At 70.0% G+C, this 15,975-nt stretch carries 12 protein-coding genes; 9 read left to right on the top strand and 3 right to left on the bottom strand.

Features of this window, described 5'->3' with window-relative positions:
• The first annotated feature begins 186 nt into the window (after positions 1-186).
• The 7 genes from C556_RS0109870 (at position 187) to C556_RS19995 (ending at position 7,350) form a co-directional block, all read left to right on the top strand.
• Entirely contained in the window at positions 187-1,476 is a 1,290-nt protein-coding gene (locus C556_RS0109870; RefSeq protein WP_018748087.1) for an aminodeoxychorismate synthase component I, read from the top strand.
• Complete coding sequence (gene pabC / locus C556_RS0109865) at positions 1,473-2,288, top strand: aminodeoxychorismate lyase (RefSeq protein ID WP_018748086.1); 816 nt, start codon at positions 1,473-1,475, stop codon at positions 2,286-2,288. Before C556_RS0109870 ends, pabC begins: the two co-directional genes overlap by 4 nt.
• On the top strand, positions 2,279-2,623 hold the full coding sequence (locus tag C556_RS23420) for a hypothetical protein (protein ID WP_211214706.1): 345 nt from the start codon (positions 2,279-2,281) through the stop codon (positions 2,621-2,623). The genes pabC and C556_RS23420 overlap by 10 nt, the downstream gene beginning before the upstream one ends.
• A gap of 86 nt (positions 2,624-2,709) precedes the next feature.
• Entirely contained in the window at positions 2,710-4,077 is a 1,368-nt protein-coding gene (locus C556_RS0109855) for a TolC family protein (protein WP_026262972.1), read from the top strand.
• The gene (locus C556_RS0109850) at positions 4,077-5,069 is read left to right on the top strand and encodes an HlyD family secretion protein (protein WP_051083227.1); all 993 of its coding nucleotides are present in this window, start codon (positions 4,077-4,079) and stop codon (positions 5,067-5,069) included. Before C556_RS0109855 ends, C556_RS0109850 begins: the two co-directional genes overlap by 1 nt.
• Complete coding sequence (locus tag C556_RS0109845; RefSeq protein WP_083930536.1) at positions 5,066-6,196, top strand: ABC transporter permease; 1,131 nt, start codon at positions 5,066-5,068, stop codon at positions 6,194-6,196. Before C556_RS0109850 ends, C556_RS0109845 begins: the two co-directional genes overlap by 4 nt.
• Positions 6,193-7,350, top strand: a complete 1,158-nt coding sequence (locus tag C556_RS19995; RefSeq protein ID WP_083930541.1) for an ABC transporter permease — start codon at positions 6,193-6,195, stop codon at positions 7,348-7,350. Before C556_RS0109845 ends, C556_RS19995 begins: the two co-directional genes overlap by 4 nt.
• 112 nt (positions 7,351-7,462) lie before the next feature.
• Here C556_RS19995 and C556_RS0109835 read toward each other — a convergent pair whose 3' ends face one another.
• Both C556_RS0109835 and C556_RS0109830 read right to left on the bottom strand, forming a co-directional pair.
• Positions 7,463-9,229: a cyclic-di-GMP receptor FimW-related protein gene (locus C556_RS0109835; protein WP_018748080.1), complete on the bottom strand. Its 1,767-nt coding sequence runs from the start codon at positions 9,227-9,229 to the stop codon at positions 7,463-7,465.
• A 64-nt stretch (positions 9,230-9,293) separates the two neighbouring features.
• Complete coding sequence (locus C556_RS0109830; RefSeq protein WP_018748079.1) at positions 9,294-10,466, bottom strand: aminotransferase class I/II-fold pyridoxal phosphate-dependent enzyme; 1,173 nt, start codon at positions 10,464-10,466, stop codon at positions 9,294-9,296.
• A 280-nt stretch (positions 10,467-10,746) separates the two neighbouring features.
• On the opposite strand from C556_RS0109830, the gene C556_RS0109825 reads away from it, so the two are divergent.
• The gene (locus tag C556_RS0109825; RefSeq protein ID WP_026262970.1) at positions 10,747-12,351 is read left to right on the top strand and encodes an ABC-F family ATPase; all 1,605 of its coding nucleotides are present in this window, start codon (positions 10,747-10,749) and stop codon (positions 12,349-12,351) included.
• A 74-nt stretch (positions 12,352-12,425) separates the two neighbouring features.
• Here the strand turns inward: C556_RS0109825 and C556_RS19990 are convergent, their stop codons facing one another.
• The gene (locus tag C556_RS19990) at positions 12,426-14,741 is read right to left on the bottom strand and encodes a DNA internalization-related competence protein ComEC/Rec2 (RefSeq protein WP_018748077.1); all 2,316 of its coding nucleotides are present in this window, start codon (positions 14,739-14,741) and stop codon (positions 12,426-12,428) included.
• 47 nt (positions 14,742-14,788) lie between these two features.
• Here C556_RS19990 and C556_RS0109815 point away from each other — a divergent pair, with 47 nt between their 5' ends.
• On the top strand, positions 14,789-15,964 hold the full coding sequence (locus C556_RS0109815; RefSeq protein WP_018748076.1) for a UbiH/UbiF family hydroxylase: 1,176 nt from the start codon (positions 14,789-14,791) through the stop codon (positions 15,962-15,964).
• Positions 15,965-15,975 lie beyond the last annotated feature (11 nt).

Here is a 15,975-nt window from a genome sequence, read left to right as displayed (position 1 = left end):
GGCGGCGGTGGTCGGGCCCACGCGGCGGCGTTGCTGGGCGGCGTCGGCGTGCGATGCGGCCGATTGCGCAATGCGAGAAAAATCGCCTCGTGCGTGGCCGTGCACTGCCTACTAAACAAATTCACCATATACCACTGGTTGTCATGGCCGGACCGCGACGCGGCGGGTGCTTGCTACAATCGCGGCATGTTCTCGTTCGCTCTCGATTCGGCCCCCGACCTGCCGGCGCTGGCCGCCGCCCATCCCGAGCTGTTCCCCGCGCTGTACCAATCCTCGGGCGATACCGGCTGGGATCTGCTGTTCGCCCTGCCGCAGCGCCGGCTGACCTATTCCGCCGCCGGGCAACGCACCTTTCTTTCCGACATCGCCGAGCTGCCGCTGGGCGGCACGCCCGCCGGACCGCTGCCGTTCTACGGCGGCTGGGCGCTGTACGTCGGCTACGAGATGCTGGAGGCATTCGAGCCCACCGTCGCCGCGCGCCCGGACGACGACTTCCCGCGCGCCGCGCTGCTGTACTGCCCTGCCGCGGTGCTGGTCGATCGCGCCAGCGGCCAGGCCTGGCTGAGCGCCGAGACGGCCGACCACCTGGACACCCTGCGCGCCGCGCTGACCGCCGCCGCCGCGTGGGCGCCCGGCCCGCTGGCGGTGGCGCAGGTGGCCGAGGACGACTCGCAGGCGTTTCTCGACGGCGTGGCGGCGTGCAAGCGCTACATCGTCGAGGGCGACGTGTTCCAGGTGAACCTGTCGCGCGGCTGGGACGTCACCCTGGCCCAGGGCGATGCGCACGACCTGTACGCGCGGCTGCGCGCGGCCAATCCGGCGCCGTTCTCGGCGCTGTACGACCTGGGCGACGGCCGTCACGTGGTCAGCTCGTCGCCCGAGCGGCTGGTCAGCGTGCGCGGCAGCCTGGTGCAGACCCGGCCCATCGCCGGCACCCACCCGCGCGGCGCCACGCCGGCGGAGGACGAGGCGCTCAAGACGCGCCTGCTGGCTACGGTCAAGGAGCGCGCCGAGCACATCATGCTGGTCGACCTGGAACGCAACGACCTGGGACGCATCGCCGTGCCGGGCACGGTGGAGGTGGACGAACTGATGGCGGTCGCCAGCTATGCCTTCGTCCACCACATCGAATCCAACGTGCGCGCCCGGCTGCGCGCCGGCATCACCCCGCGCGACCTGCTGCGCGCGCTGTTCCCCGGCGGCACCATCACCGGCTGCCCCAAGGTGCGCTGCATGCAGATCATCCGCGAGCTGGAGGACCGGCCGCGCCGGGCCTACACCGGCGCGCTGGGCTACCTCGGCCACGACGGCCAGGCCGATTTCAACATCCTGATCCGCAGCTTCGCCATGCAGCGCCAGCGGCTGTCGTTCCGCGCCGGCGCCGGCATCGTCGCCGACTCCGACCCGGCGCGCGAACTGGCCGAGACCGGGCACAAGGCGCGCGGCCTGCTGCGCGCGCTGGGGGTGGACGCATGAGACGGGTCAACGGCCAGCCGGCCGACGAAATCGGGCTGAACGACCGGGGCTTCCAGTTCGGCGACGGCGTGTTCCGCACCCTGCGCTGCGAAGGCGGCGGCCTGCGGCTGTGGGCGCGCCAGTACGCCAAGCTGGCGCGCGACTGCGCCGCGCTGGGCATCGTCGCGCCCGACGAGGCCACGCTGCTGGACGACATCGCCGCGCTGGAGCCCAACGACGCCGCGGTCAAGATCGTCGTCACCCGCGGCGATTCGCCGCGCGGGTATGGCGTGCCCGCCGACTGCGCGCCCAACCGCGTGGTGCAGGTGGCGCCGCTGCCGCCGCGCCCGCCGGCCGAAGGCGTGCGCGTGCGCTGGTGCGAGATGCGCGCCGGCTGGCAGCCGCGCCTGGCCGGCATCAAGCACCTGAACCGCCTGGAAAACGTGCTGGCGCGCGCCGAATGGCAGGATGCGGCGCTGTTTGAAGGGTTGCTGCTTGATCGCGACGGCCACGTGCTGGAAGGCACCATGAGCAACGTGCTGGCGCTGTCCGGCCGCGTGCTGTTCACCCCGCGCCTGGATGGCGGCGGCGTGGCCGGCGTGATGCGCGAGGCCATGCTCGACCTGGCGCCGCAACTGGGCATCGCGGTGCGCGAAACCCCGATGACCCCGGCCGCGCTGCTGGCCGCCGACCGGCTGTGGCTGTGCAATAGTTTGATCGGACTGGTGGCGGTGCGCGAGCTGGCAGGGCAGCATTGGGGCGCGCACGCCCTGGATGCCGGCGTGGCCGCCGCCCTGGCGCAACTCGAAAAGGACGAAACCAAGTGGTTGTGAAGTGCTGTACCCCGCTGTTGCTGGCGCTGGCCGCCGCCACCGCGCTGGCCGCCGACCCGACGCCGACGCCCACCCAGACCTATCGCGCCGACCCCGACAAGCTGCTGCAACTGGAACGCCAGCGCTGCGAGAAGCTGGTGCGCGAACGCCAGTTGATCCATCTGCGGCTGTCCCGCGAAACCTATCGCTACAACATCGACAAGCTCAACGCGCGGCTGGCCGAGGTGAACACCGAATACGACCGCTACGGTCGTTGCGCCAAGGTGATGCCGACGCCGACCCCCACGCCGCTGCCCACCCCGACGCCTACGCCCAAGGCGCGCGCCAAGCGCTGAGATCGGCCGGCCCCGGAGGAGGCGTCCGGAAAACCGCGCGCCGATGGACTAATCTGGGGCGGTGTAAAAAAGCAAGGGAAAGCCGTATGCGAGGGTCGGGGAGCGCGGTCCTGGTCATGTGCCTGCTGGCGGCTACCGCCGCCGCCGAAACACTCAGCTTCGATGCGGCCGTCGCGCGCCTGCTCGATGAATCGGACGCCATTCAGGCCGCGCGCTACAACATGAGCGCCCGCGCCGACGAGGCCGAAGCGCTCAAATCGCTGGATCTGCCCACGGTCAGCCTGGACGCCCAGGTACTGCGCTACCGCAAGACCATCGCCGGCGACGCGGTCAGCCTGGACAGCGTGACGGTCAACGGCACCCCGCTGCCGCTCAACCTCAACCTGCCCGACGTCGAGGCCAAGCTGTCGCAGACCTCGTTCCGTCCCACCATCACCGCGCTGTGGCCGTTCTACACCGGCGGCAAGATCGACGCCGCGCAGCGCGCCGCGCAGGCCGGCGTGCGCCAGGCCGACGCCGAACTGGGCAGCGCGCGCCAGGGCGCGCTGGTCAACCTGATCCAGCTCTACTTCGGCCAGCAGCTGGCGGCCAAGGTGCTGAAGATCCGCGCCGACGTGCGCGACGGCCTGGGCCAGCACCTGGACAACGCGCGCAAGCTGGAACAGGCCGGCATGATCACCAAGGCGCAGCGCCTGCAGGCGCAGGTGGCCGCCGATACCGCGCAACGCGAGTACGAGCGCGCGCTGCGCGAACTGGACAGCGCCCAGGGCTCGCTGGCGCGCCTGTTGCGCAGCCAGCGCCAGTTCGACCTGAGCACCCCGTTGTTCATGCTCACCGAGCCGGTGGGGCCGCGCGACGAATTCCTCGCCGCCGCCGATGCCAACAACCCGCAGGTGCTGAAGCTGCAGGCGCTGGGCGAGGCGGCGCAGCAGAAGGTGCGCGCCGAAGAGGCCCGCTGGCTGCCCGAAGCGTTCATGTTCGGCTCGTACAACTTCAACCCCGACGACGCGGTGCCGATCGAGCCGGACTGGATCGTCGGCATCGGCGTGCGCTTCCCGCTGTTCGACCGCACCGACCGCAAGCGCTCGGTCAGCGCCGCCAAGGCCGCCGGCGCGCAGGTGGGCGCGCTGGTCGAGGAGGCGCGCACCATGCTGGGCATCGCCACCCACCGCGCCTACAACGACGTCGAGACCGCGCAGCAACAGTTCCGCCTGCTGGCGTCCAGCCTGGCCGCCGCGCGCGAGAACCTGCGCGCCCAGGAACTGGCGTTCCGCGAAGGGCAGGGTACGGCGGTGGACGTGGTCGACGCGCGCCTGCTGCTGGGCGGCGCCCAGGTGGAGGAGGCGCAGGCCGCCTACCTGTTCGACGTGGCGCTGGCCCGCCTGCTCGACGGCGCGGGCGACCTGGGCCGCTATCCCGAATTCATCCGCAAGGCCGACAAGGTGATCGACTGATGACTGCCTCCGCTACCACTCGACGCGCTGCGGTGTTCCTGCTGGTCATCGCGCTGCTGGCGCTGATCGGCTATGGACTGTGGCAAGCCTACCGCCCGGCGCCGGACCAGATCCAGGGCATGGTCGATGCCGACGAACTGCGCATCGGCGCCAAGGTGCCTGGCCGGCTGGAGGCCGTGTTCGTGCACGAAGGCGACCGCGTCAAGGCCGGACAGGTGCTGTTCACGCTGTCCAGCCCCGAGCTGGACGCCAAGCTGGCGCAGGTGCGCGCCCAGCACGCGGCGGCGGAATCGCAGAAGGATAAAGCCGACAACGGCGCGCGGCCGGAGGACATCGCCGCCGCCCGCGCCGCGTGGGAGGCCGCCGCCGCCAACGCGGTGCTGGCGGAAAAAACCCACACCCGGCTGGAAGCGCTGTACCGCGAAGGCGTGGTCACCGGCCAGCGCCGCGACGAGTCCCGCGCCGCGCGCGACGCCACCGCGCAACTGGCCGCCGCGGCCCGAGCGGAATACCAGAAGGCCGTGGCCGGCGCCCGGCCCGAGGACAAGGCCGGCGCCGCCGCGCAGACCAAGCAGGCCGAGGCCGGCGTGGCCGAGGTGGCGGCGTTGCAGGCCGAACTGAAGGTGGTGTCGCCCGCCGCCGGCGAGATCACCCACCGCACCGCCAACGTCGGCGAGATCGTGCCGCCGGGGTATCCGGTGTTCACCGTGGTCGATCCGCAGGACGTGTGGGTGTCGATGAATGTGCGCGAAGACCAGTTCCACGCGCTGAAGCTGGGCCGCGAGCTGCGGGGCACGGTGCCGGCGCTCGACGGGCGCCAGGCGCGCTTCAAGGTGTCGTTCATCAACCCGCGAGGCGAGTTCGCCACCTGGCGCGCGGTGCGCCAGTCGGACGGCTACGACGTGCGCAGCTTCGAGGTCCGCGCCCGGCCGCTGGCGCCGGTGGACGGGCTGCGCCCCGGCATGAGCGTGCTGTTCGCCTGGCCGCAATGATGGGCTGGGCCCAGGCGTTCCGGCACGAAGCCGGACTGGTCTGGCGCAGTCGCTGGGATCGCGCGCTGGTGTCCTGGCTGCCGCTGGCCGGGCTGGCGCTGCTGATCTGGTTGTTCTCGGCCGGGTCCACGCGGCAGTTGCCGGTGGTGCTGGTGGACAACGACCATTCCGCGTTGAGCCGGGCGCTGACGCGCGAGATCGCCGCCGCGCCTGCGGTGCGGCTGGTGGCGCAGACCGATTCGCTCGACGAAGCCTGGTCGCAGGTGCGCGCCGGCCATGCCTTCGGCGTGGTGCACATTCCCCACGGCGCCGCCCGGGACGCCGCGCGCGGCAGCCAGGCGACCGTGTTCGTCTTCTACAACAACAGCTTCTACACCGCAGGTGGCGCGGTGGCGCGCGACGTGTCGGCCGCGGTGATGAACTTCAACGCCACCCTGTCGCCGCTGGCGCGCCCGCCGGCCACCGCCGACGCGCCGTCGCCGCAGGCCGCGCTGCCGATCGCCATCACCGCCACCTCGCTGTTCAACTCGCGCCTGAGCTACGAGTGGGGGTTGGTGCCGGTGATCTACAGCGCCGTGCTCAACCTGACCATGCTGGTGATGGTGATCGCCGCCTACAGCCGGGTGCTGGGGCGCGAGGGCGCGGTGCCGTGGCAGCGGCTGGCCGGGGTCGGCCTGTTCTACGTGATGGCGTTTTCCGTGCTGCACAGCCTGGGGCTGGTGGCCGCGATGGGGCTGCGCGGCTGGACGGTGAGCGGCAGCCTGGCGCTGATGTGGGTCGCGCAATGGCTGATGTACGCCGGCTATGCGGTGATCGGCCTGCTGTTCCTCGGCCTGGGCAAGGGCGACGTGGTGCGCTCGCTGAGCACCGCCAGCGTGTTCGCCGGTCCGGCGCTGGCGTACTCCAACGCCTTGTTCCCGACGCTGGGCGCGCCGTGGTTCACCCGTTTCTGGAGCCTGCTGATGCCGTACACCACCTATATCCGGCTCCAGGGGCAGCAGTTGTACCTGGCCGCGCCGTTGCAGGATGCCTGGAGCACGCTGGTGGTGCTGGCGGCCTTCATCGTGGTGCCGGCGTGGCCGGCCTGGGCGATGTACCGCGCGCTGGCGCGCAAGGGGCCGACATGAGCTGGGGCGAAGCCTGGCGCGAGGCGTGGCGCAACATCCTGAGCGATTCCGCCGCGGCGCTGGCGCTGCTGGGCGCGGCGCTGCTGTACTCGTTCTACTACCCGGTGGCGTACCGCCACCAGGTGGCGACGCAGTTGCCGATCGCGGTGGTGGACGAGGACCACAGCGCGCTCAGCCGCGAGATCGTGCGTTCGGCCCAGGCGGTACGGGCGGTGCGGGTGGTGGCGACGCCGCTCGACCTGCGCCGGGCCGCCGCCTTGCTGGAAGCCGGCGAGGTGGACGGCATCCTGCTGATCCCGCGCGGCCTGGGGCACGACGTGCTGCGCGGCGAGCAGGGCCACCTGCTGCTGCACGGCAACGCCGCCTACTTGATCCGCAACGCGGCGCTGCTGGGGGGGCTGGGCGAGATGGCCGGCGGTGCCATCGCCGAGCTGGCCGAGCGCCGCGCCGCCGCGCTCGGCATTGCCGGCCCGGCGGTGCTGAAGGCGACGCAGCCGGTGAAGCTGGTGACGCGACCGCTGTACAACACCCGCGACGGCTACGGCAGCTACGTGGTGCCGGCGGTGGCGGTGCTGATCGCCCAGCAGGTGCTGATGATCGGCGCGGCGCTGATCGTATGCGGCGTGGCCCGAGGCCGGGGCTGGAGCGCCATGCGGCTGGGGGCGCACGCGCTGGCGTTCTGGCTGATCGGCATGCTGACGCTGGCCTACTTCCTGGGTTTCGTGTTCTGGTTCCAGGACTACCCGCGCGGTGGCAACGCGCTGGGCGCGCTGGTGGCGGTGCCGCTGTTCATGACGGCGTGCGTGGGGCTGGCGATGTGGCTGGGCAGCATCATGCCGAACCGGGCGCGGACCATGCAGGTGCTGACGCTGACCTCGGTGCCGTTCTTCTTCCTGAGCGGAACGTCATGGCCGCACGTGCTGATGCCCGAACCGTTGGTATGGGTGGCGCGGTTGATCCCGACCACGCCCGGCATCCAGGCCATGCTCAAGCTCAACCAGATGGGTGCGTCGCTGGCCGAGGTCCTGCCGGAGCTGCTCAATCTGGCGGCGCTGGCGCTGCTGTTCTGGGGGCTGGCGCTCCATCGCCTGCGCGCGGAGCCGGTCGAGCCGGCGCTGGATGGGCCGGCGCTGGATGGGCCGGCGGCAGGATAGCGAAGCGGGAAGGGGCACTGTATCGGCGTCGGGCGAAACCCTGGCGGGCGGGACGTGCCGCGGGGACGGTCTTCCGAGCATGGCCGCGCCTGAGCGGCGCGGCCGTAGTCCGTCAATGCAGCATGGGGCCGGTGTCGGGCATGGCGTTGCCCTGGGGCCGCGGCGCGTGGCCGTTCAGGCCGGCATCCGTTGCCGGGCGTGGTTGCACCGGGCGCGGGACCGTGCCACCGGTGGCGCCATGGTTGCCGGTGCCGTTTACGCCGGGCGCCTTGGCCGCGTGGCCGTTCAGCGCGTTGCCGTTGGTGTGCGTGGCGCCATTGGCCGAATGCGGCGCGGCGGGTTGCCGGGGCGCCGACTCCAGCCGCTCCAGCACCGAGAAGCGCGCGATGGCGGTGTGGCCGCTGTGCTCCAGCGCCGGGTCCATGCGGATGCGGTAGCGCCTACCCTGCGCCGACAGCAGGAACTCGCGGTGCGGCGCGAAGAAGGTCTGCGGCAGCATCAGGAAGCGGTCGGTGCTGCCGGTGCCCTCGGTGGTATAGAGGCCCTGGAAGGTGCGGTCCCCCTGCATCTGGCTCAGTTCCACCACCACGGCGTTGGCCGACAGTCGCTCGACGCCCACGTGGACATGGCCGTCGCGGTGCTTGGTGATGCGGCGGATGATGCCGACGGTGAACGAGCGGCCCTCGGTTTGACCCAGGCCGACCAGTTCGCCTACCAGCAGCTTGTCGTCGCCCTTGCCGGTGTAGTTCATGCCGTAGCCGCCGCTGCTTTCGTTCTCCAGCACCCAGTGCTCGGAATCGATCAGGCGGTGGCTGCCACTGCCGTGGCCGCCCAGGAAGCGGATCACGTCGTCCAGGCCGCGCACCACCTGCACCCGTTTACGGATGTCCTGGCGCTCGAAGCGGCGCACCGGCGGCGCGATGTCGCGCGACCACAGGTTGAGCAGCTTGTGCATCAGTTCCAGGTGCGCGGGATCGGCCGTCTCGATCGGCAGGCCGTGGGCTTCGGGCTTGGCGCCGCGTTCCAGCTGGTCGTGCACGTCGCGGGCATGCTGCACCAGCGCCTCGGTGAACCAGTAGCGCCAGTTGTCGCCCACCATGTCGCGGCGCAGCCGCTTGGGCGGGGTGGAGCCGGCGATGTTCACGGCGAACAACTGGCGGTTGGGGCGGATCTGGAGTTCCAGCTCGATGCGGCCGGCCCAGCGGCGCAGCCAGTGCCACACCAGCTCGATCTGCGACGGTTGCAGCTTGTCGGGCATCGACAGCGACAGCATCAGCGGCTGGATGTACTCGCGGCGCGCGTCAGTCAGCTCGGCCTCGGGATAGGGCTGCACCGGCGTGGTGATCAGCTTCAGGTGCTCGGCGTAGTGGTAGACGCGGTTCAGGTTGCGCCACACCCGGCCGTCGATCTCCATGTAGCGCAGGTAGCCCCACTTCACTTCCTGGTTGTAATGCAGCAGCGCGCGCACGATGAACAGGTGCAACTGCTGCTCCAGGTGGCGGGTGCCGCTCTGCAACGCCTGCTTGATGCACAGCCGGTAGGCCTCGGCCATCTGGTGCCAGTAGGCGAGGATGGACGGCAGCACCTGGTGCGGCGCGGCATGATCGTCGATCAGGCTGCCGGAATACACCTCGATCAGGTGGTCCTGCAGGCTGCGCGCCTTTTCGTCCAGGTACGGCACGGTGCGCATCCGTTCCTTCAGGCTGATGCGGGGGTTGCTGTTGAGCTGCCGCAGCGCCTTCACGATCTCGATATGCGCTTGCAGGATGTCGCTCTCTGGCAATTCCTGCATCATCACCGTGGCGGACTTGTAGTCGTGAACACCTTGCTGTTGCTCTCGACTGAAGAGCGCGGTGATCAGGCCTTTGAAATCGAACATGGCAGGGATACCTCCCGTGTCAGCTAATTCTTGTCATATTTCTTCAGGTTATGTCAGTCGCACATCACGTGCAACTGCCGGGGAACGAGCGGCCGAGCCGCTCGCAGGCCACCTCCAGCCGCTCGATGGGCTGGGTGTAGGCAAGGCGCATGAACGCTGGGTTTGCGCCGAAATCGTTTCCGGGTGCGAGCGCCACGCCTTCGCTGTCCAGCAGCCGGGCGGCGAACCGCTCGGCGCTGTCAGTAAAACGTGAAAAATCTACCCACAGGTAAAATGCGCCTTCCGGATTGCATGGAATTGTCAGGCCCATGTCGGAAATCCTGCGCTGTAGGTGACGCCGGCGGTTATCAAGCTCCAACCTACGGTGATCGAGCAGCGCCAGCGTTTCGTCCTCGAACGCCGCCAGCGCGGCGTGCTGCGCCACCGTCGGCGCGGCCAGGAACAGGTTCTGCGCCAGCTTTTCCAGATCCGGCACCGCCCAGTCGGGCGCGATCAGCCAGCCGAGGCGCCAGCCCGTCATCTGGAAGTACTTGGAAAAGCTGTTGACCACGAACACGTCGTCGGCCACCGCCAGCGCGGTTTCGTGCGGCCGGTCGTACACCAGCCCCTGGTAGATCTCGTCCACGATCAGCGCCATGCCGCGCTCACGGCAGGCTTGCGCCAGCGCGGCGATCTCGGCCGGCTCCAGCACGGTGCCGGTCGGATTGGCGGGGCTCGCCACCAGCGCCGCCACGCTGCGCGGGCCGGCATGCTGCGCCACGTGTTGCGCGGTCAGCTGGAAACGGCTGGCGGCGTCGACCGCGATGTTCAGCGGCCGGCCTTCGAACAGGCTGATCAGGTGGCGGTTGCACGGATAGCCGGGGTCGGCCAGCAGCACTTCGTCGTCGCGGCCGACCAGCAGCGCCAGGATCAGCTGCAGCGCACCGGAGGCGCCGGGCGTGACGATGATGCGGCGTGGATCGACCTGCACACCGAAGCGCTCGGCATGGAAGCGGGCGATGGCTTCGCGCAGCGCCGGCAGTCCGGCGGCAGGGGTATAGAAGGTGTGGCCGGCGGACATCGCGGCCAGCCCGGCCCGGACGATGGCGGGCGGGGTGGGGAAATCGGGTTCGCCGATCTCCAGGTGGATCACGTCGCGGCCTTGCGCCTCGAGCGCCTTGGCGGCTTCGAGGATGCGCATGACGTGGAACGGCTCGATCTGTGCCAGGCGGGGGGCGACGCTGGGCTGGGAAAGCATGGCTGTGGCTCGCTGTGATAAAGTGCGGGGTTTTCGGAATCGGTTCAATGCCTTGCCGCGTGCGCAATGCGCCGGCCGGCGACACCGCGTTCCGCGGGGTACCCCGCTAGATAAGAAGTTCCGCTTTTGGCCATTTGGTGTACATCAGCAAATTCTTAATCACTCGCATAGCCATCCAACAGAATGCACTGGGTGGGCTGGGAGGGGTGGTAGGCCGGGGCGACCGACGATTTTATTCCCAACGGCGGTTGTGGCCGTTGGTGCAAGGACCAGCACAATCATGATCAGTACTTCCAATATCACGATGCAATTCGGCGCCAAGCCGCTGTTCGAGAAGGTGAGCGTCAAGTTCGGCGACGGCAACCGCTACGGCCTGATCGGGGCCAACGGTTGCGGCAAATCCACCTTCATGAAGATCCTGGGCGGCGACCTGGAGCCCACCGCGGGCAACGTCAGCCTGGAGCCGGGCGTGCGCCTGGGCAAGTTGAAGCAGGACCAGTTCGCGTATGAAGACCAGCGCGTGATCGACGTGGTGCTGCAAGGCCACACCGAGCTGTGGGATGCCATCCACGAGCGCGACGCGATCTACGCCAACCCGGATGCGACCGAGGACGACTACATGCACGCCGCCGAGCTGGAAGGCAAGGTGGCGGAATACGACGGCTACACCGCCGAGGCGCGGGCCGGCGCGTTGTTGCTGGGCGCCGGGATTCCGATCGAACTGCATACCGGGCCGATGTCGGAAGTGGCGCCGGGCTGGAAGCTGCGGGTGCTGCTGGCGCAGGCGCTGTTCAGCGATCCGGACGTGCTGCTGCTGGACGAACCGACCAACAACCTGGACATCAACACCATCCGCTGGCTGGAAGACACGCTGAACACGCGCGAATCCACCATGCTGATCATCTCCCACGACCGCCACTTCCTGAACCAGGTGTGCACCCACATCGCCGACGTCGATTACGGTGAGATCCGCATCTACCCGGGCAACTACGACGATTACATGCTGGCCTCGACCCAGGCGCGCCAGCGCCTGCTGGCCGACAACAGCAAGGCCAAGGAAAAGGTCGCCGAACTGCAGGCGTTTGCCTCGCGCTTCGCCGCGAACAAATCCAAGAGCCGCCAGGCCACCAGCCGTCTGAAGCTGGCCGACAAGATCAAGGAAAACATGGTGGAGGTGAAGCCCTCCAGCCGACAGAACCCGTATATCCGCTTCGATCTGGACGGCAAGCAGAAGCTGCACCGCCAGGCATTCGAGACGACCAATCTGTCCAAGTCGTTCGACAAGCCGCTGATCCAGAGCCTGAACCTGATCCTGGAGGCCGGGCAGAAGCTGGCGGTGATCGGCGGCAACGGCGTCGGCAAATCCACGCTGATGAAGCTGCTGGTCGGCGCGCTCAAGCCCGACGCCGGCACGGTGAAGTGGGCGGAGAAGGCCGAGATCGGCTACTTCGCGCAGGATCACGAGGAAGACTTCGAGGAAGACACGGTGCTGACCGACTGGCTCAAGCAATGGGGCCAGCCCGGCGACGACGACCAGGTGATCCGCGGCGTGCTGGGCAAGCTGCTGTTCAGCGGCGACGACGCCAAGAAGTCGGTCAAGGTGCTGTCCGGCGGCGAGAAGGGCCGCATGCTGTACGGCAAGCTGATCCTGCAACGTCCCAATGTGCTGGTGATGGACGAGCCGACCAACCACATGGACATGGAATCGATCGAGTCGCTGAACATGGCGCTGGAGCTGTACACCGGCACGCTGATCTTCGTCTCGCACGACCGCCAGTTCGTCAGCTCGCTGGCGACCCAGGTGCTGGAACTGAACGGCGACGGCACCTTCAACCATTACCTGGGCGGCTACGAGGAATACCTGCACAGCCGCGGCCTGGAATAAGCGCGGGCCGGATCAAGCACACAGCCACCTTCGGGTGGCTGTTTCTTTATGGGCGGCGTCGGGGCGCGTGCATTTCATTGCCCCGCGGCGGATGCTGCCGTGCCCGAGTCGCCGGCGCGCCAGTAGCGCGGCACCCGCGCGCGCCAGCCTTCGACGCGCACCTCGTCGGCAAAGTCGAACACCAGCGCGCCATCGGCATCGGTGCGCAGTGCCTGGGCGCCGTGGGCGGCGTAGCGCTCGACCACCACCTGGTTGGGATGGCGGAAGCGGTTGCGGTAACCGGCCGAGTACGCCACCCATTGCGGCGCGACGGCGGCGACGAACGCCCCGCTGGAGGACGAACGGCTGCCGTGGTGCGGCGCCGCCAATACCGTCGCGGCCGGTAGATCCGCATCGCGCAGCTCATTTTCCTCGTGCCGGCCGATGTCGCCGGGCAGCAGCAGGCTGGTGCGGCCGTTGTCCACCCGCAGCACGCAGCTGGCGCCATTGTCGTCGCGCGCCACCTGGCCGGCGGGCGGCCACAGCACCGTGAAACGTACCTCGTCCCACTGCCAATGCTGGCCGGCGGCGCAGGTCCGGAACGGGACGGGCGTGGCGCGTGCCGCGTGATCGGGCGGCAGGCTGCCGGACCATCGCCGCACCGGCAGGCCATCCAGTACCGCCTGCGCGCCACCCGCGTGGTCGTTGTCGTCGTGCGAGATCAGCAGCAGATCCAGCTCGCGCACGCCCAGCGCCCGCAGGCTGGGCAGCACCGCGCGCTCGGCCATGCCGGGCGGGCCGCTGTCGTACAGCAGCGCGTGCCCGCGCGTCTGCACCAGCACCGCCAGTCCCTGGCCGACGTCGAGCACCGTGGCGCGGAACTGGCCGGCGGGCAGCTGCTCGGGTCGCAGCAGACACAGCGGCAGCAGGCACAGCAGCGCCAGCCCGCGACCCGGCATGCCTGCCGGCAGCAACGCCAGCGCCACGCCCAGCGCGGCGGCGAGCAAGGTCCAGGCGGGCGGCGTCGGCAGGCTCCAGCTGGCGTACGGCAACAACGTCAGCCAGCCGAGCAGCCAGTCGGTGCCGGCGAATAGGCGCTCGGCTAGCCGCAACAGCAGGCCGCTGGGGTCGAACAGGCCGAGCAGCGTCAGCGGCGTCACCGCCAGGCTGACCAGCGGGATCGCCACGGCATTGGCCAGCGGCGACACCAGCGGCAATTGCTGGAACCACCACGCCAGCAGCGGAAAGGTGGCCAGCGTCGCCGCCCATTGGGTGCCGACCCAGGCGCGCAGCCAGTGCGGGCGGCCATCGCGCCCGGCCGACCACCACAACAGCGCGCCGACGGTGAGGAACGACAACCAGAAGCCCGGCGCCAGCACCGCGAACGGATCGAACGCCACCACCGCCGCCAGCGCGCTGAACCACACGGCGCTGGCCGCCATCGGCGCGGCGCGCCACAGGCAGGCGGCGGCGACCAGCAGCATCAGCAGCGTGCGGCGGGTGGGCACGCCGAAGCCGGCAAGCAGGCTGTAGCCGACGGCGACCGTCACCCCGGCGATGAGCCGCGCGCGCTGGCTGGCGAGCCGTCCGGCCAGCGCGGGCACGCGTCGCCATAGGGCACCGACCAGTCCGCCGATGAGGGTCGCCAGCAGGGTGACGTGCAGGCCCGAGATGCTGACCAGATGGGTGATGCCGGTGGCGGCGAAGCGCTGCCACAGCGCCGGTGTGATGGCGGACTGCTCGCCGACCGCCAGCGCCGCGATCACCCCGGCGTAGGGGGCGTTGCCCAGCACGCGGTCGATGCGCGACGCCAGCGCGGCGCGCACCCGATCGATGCCGGCGCGCCAGGCGTGGCCCGGCAGGCGCTCGCCGTGGCGCACCGTGGCGGTGGCGCCGAAGCGCTGTTGCAGCAGCCAGCGTTCCAGGTCCTGGCCGCCGGGGTTGACCACGCCGTGCGGACGCCGGGGCGACAGTGTCAGGCGCCAGCGCTCGCCGACGCCGACGGCGGGCGGTTCGCCATACCAACTGACCTGGATGCGCGCGGGCAGCGCGTCGCCGTCGGGGCGGAAGCCGAAGCGCAGGCCGTGGCGCGTGGTCTGCGGCAGCGTATCGACATGGCCTTCGACCACGAGCGGTTTGCCTTCCTGCATCGCGGGCAGCCGGTCGGCCAGCCGCTGCATCGCGTGCCAGTCGGCCCAGATCACGCCGACGAGCAACGCGGCCAGCGCCCAGGCAGGGGGGCGCAGGCGGGGGACGCGCCAACCGGCCAGCGCGACGAGGGCCAGTCCGATCAGCAGTGGCGGCAACGGTGGCAGCGCGGGTTGCGTGTGCAACAGGCAGACCCCGGCGGCGAAGGCGCCGAGTCCCAGCAGATAGTCGCCGAGGCCCCGGCGCGGCAGGCTTGTGCTCATGGGTGGCCGGCTCGCGCCACCCGGCCCGAGCCGGTACACTGCCCGCCATGAATGCTCACGACGCCGATCTCGTCATCGTCGGTGGCGGGCTGGTCGGCACGGCGCTGGCCGCGGCGCTGGCCCATTCGCCGCTGTCGGTGCTGCTGCTGGAAGGCCGCCCGCCCGCCCTCGACTTTCCCGCCGATACCTGGGATGCCCGCATCTACGCCATCAGCCGCGCCAGCCGCCGCCTGCTGACCCAGGTGGGCGCGTGGGATCGCCTCGATCCGGCGCGGCTGCAATCGGTGTCCGAGATGCGCATCTTCGGCGACGACGGCCGTGCCCAGCTGGGCTTCGCCGCGCCCGAGGCCGGCGTCGACGAACTGGCGGTGATCCTGGAGAACCGTGAGTTGCAGCGCGCGCTGTGGCTGGCGGTGCAGCAGGCGCCCAATGTGCGGGTGCTGTGCCCGGCGCAGCCGAGCGCGCTGGCGATCGACGCCGACGCGGCGCGGCTGACGTTGGCCGACGGCAGCGTGCTCAGTGCGCGGCTGGTGGTCGGCGCCGACGGCGCGCAATCGTGGGTGCGCGACCAGCGCGGCATCGACGTGGCGCGCCGGCCGTATGGTCAATCCGGTGTGGTCGCCAATTTCGAGTGCGAGAAGCCGCATCGCGGCGTGGCGCATCAATGGTTCTTCGAGGACGGCGTGCTGGCGTGGCTGCCGCTGGCCGGACAGCGCATGTCGATGGTGTGGTCGTGCGGCGATGCGCTGCGCGACGAGTTGCTGGCGCTGGATGCCGAGGCACTGGCCGAGCGCGTGGCGGCGGCCGGCGGTCGGCGCCTGGGGCACTTGCATCAGCTCGGGCGCGCCGCCGCGTTCCCGTTGCAGTTGAATCACGTCGCCCATCTGGTCCAGCCGCGCCTGGCGCTGGTCGGCGACGCCGCCCACACCGTGCATCCATTGGCGGGGCAGGGCGTGAACCTGGGTTTCGGCGACGTGGCTGAACTTGCGCGCACCCTGCTTGCCGAACCGCCGCAGCGCTGCGGCGATTACCTGGTGTTGCGCCGCTACGAGCGCGCACGCCGCGAACCGGTGTACCTGATGCAGACCGTGTGCGACGGCCTGCAGAAACTGTTCAACAACCCCAACCCATTGCTCAAGACCGCGCGCAATCTCGGCCTTGGGCTGACCGACCGGCAATCCTGGCTCAAGCACCGGTTGGTCCGCCACGCGATGGATGCCTGACCTCGCCAAAG

Origin of the sequence: Chitiniphilus shinanonensis DSM 23277 (assembly GCF_000374805.1) — a bacterium.
In the GTDB taxonomy this organism is placed as follows: Bacteria; Pseudomonadota; Gammaproteobacteria; order Burkholderiales; family Chitinibacteraceae; genus Chitiniphilus; species Chitiniphilus shinanonensis.
This window is presented reverse-complemented; position numbering and strand designations above follow the sequence as displayed.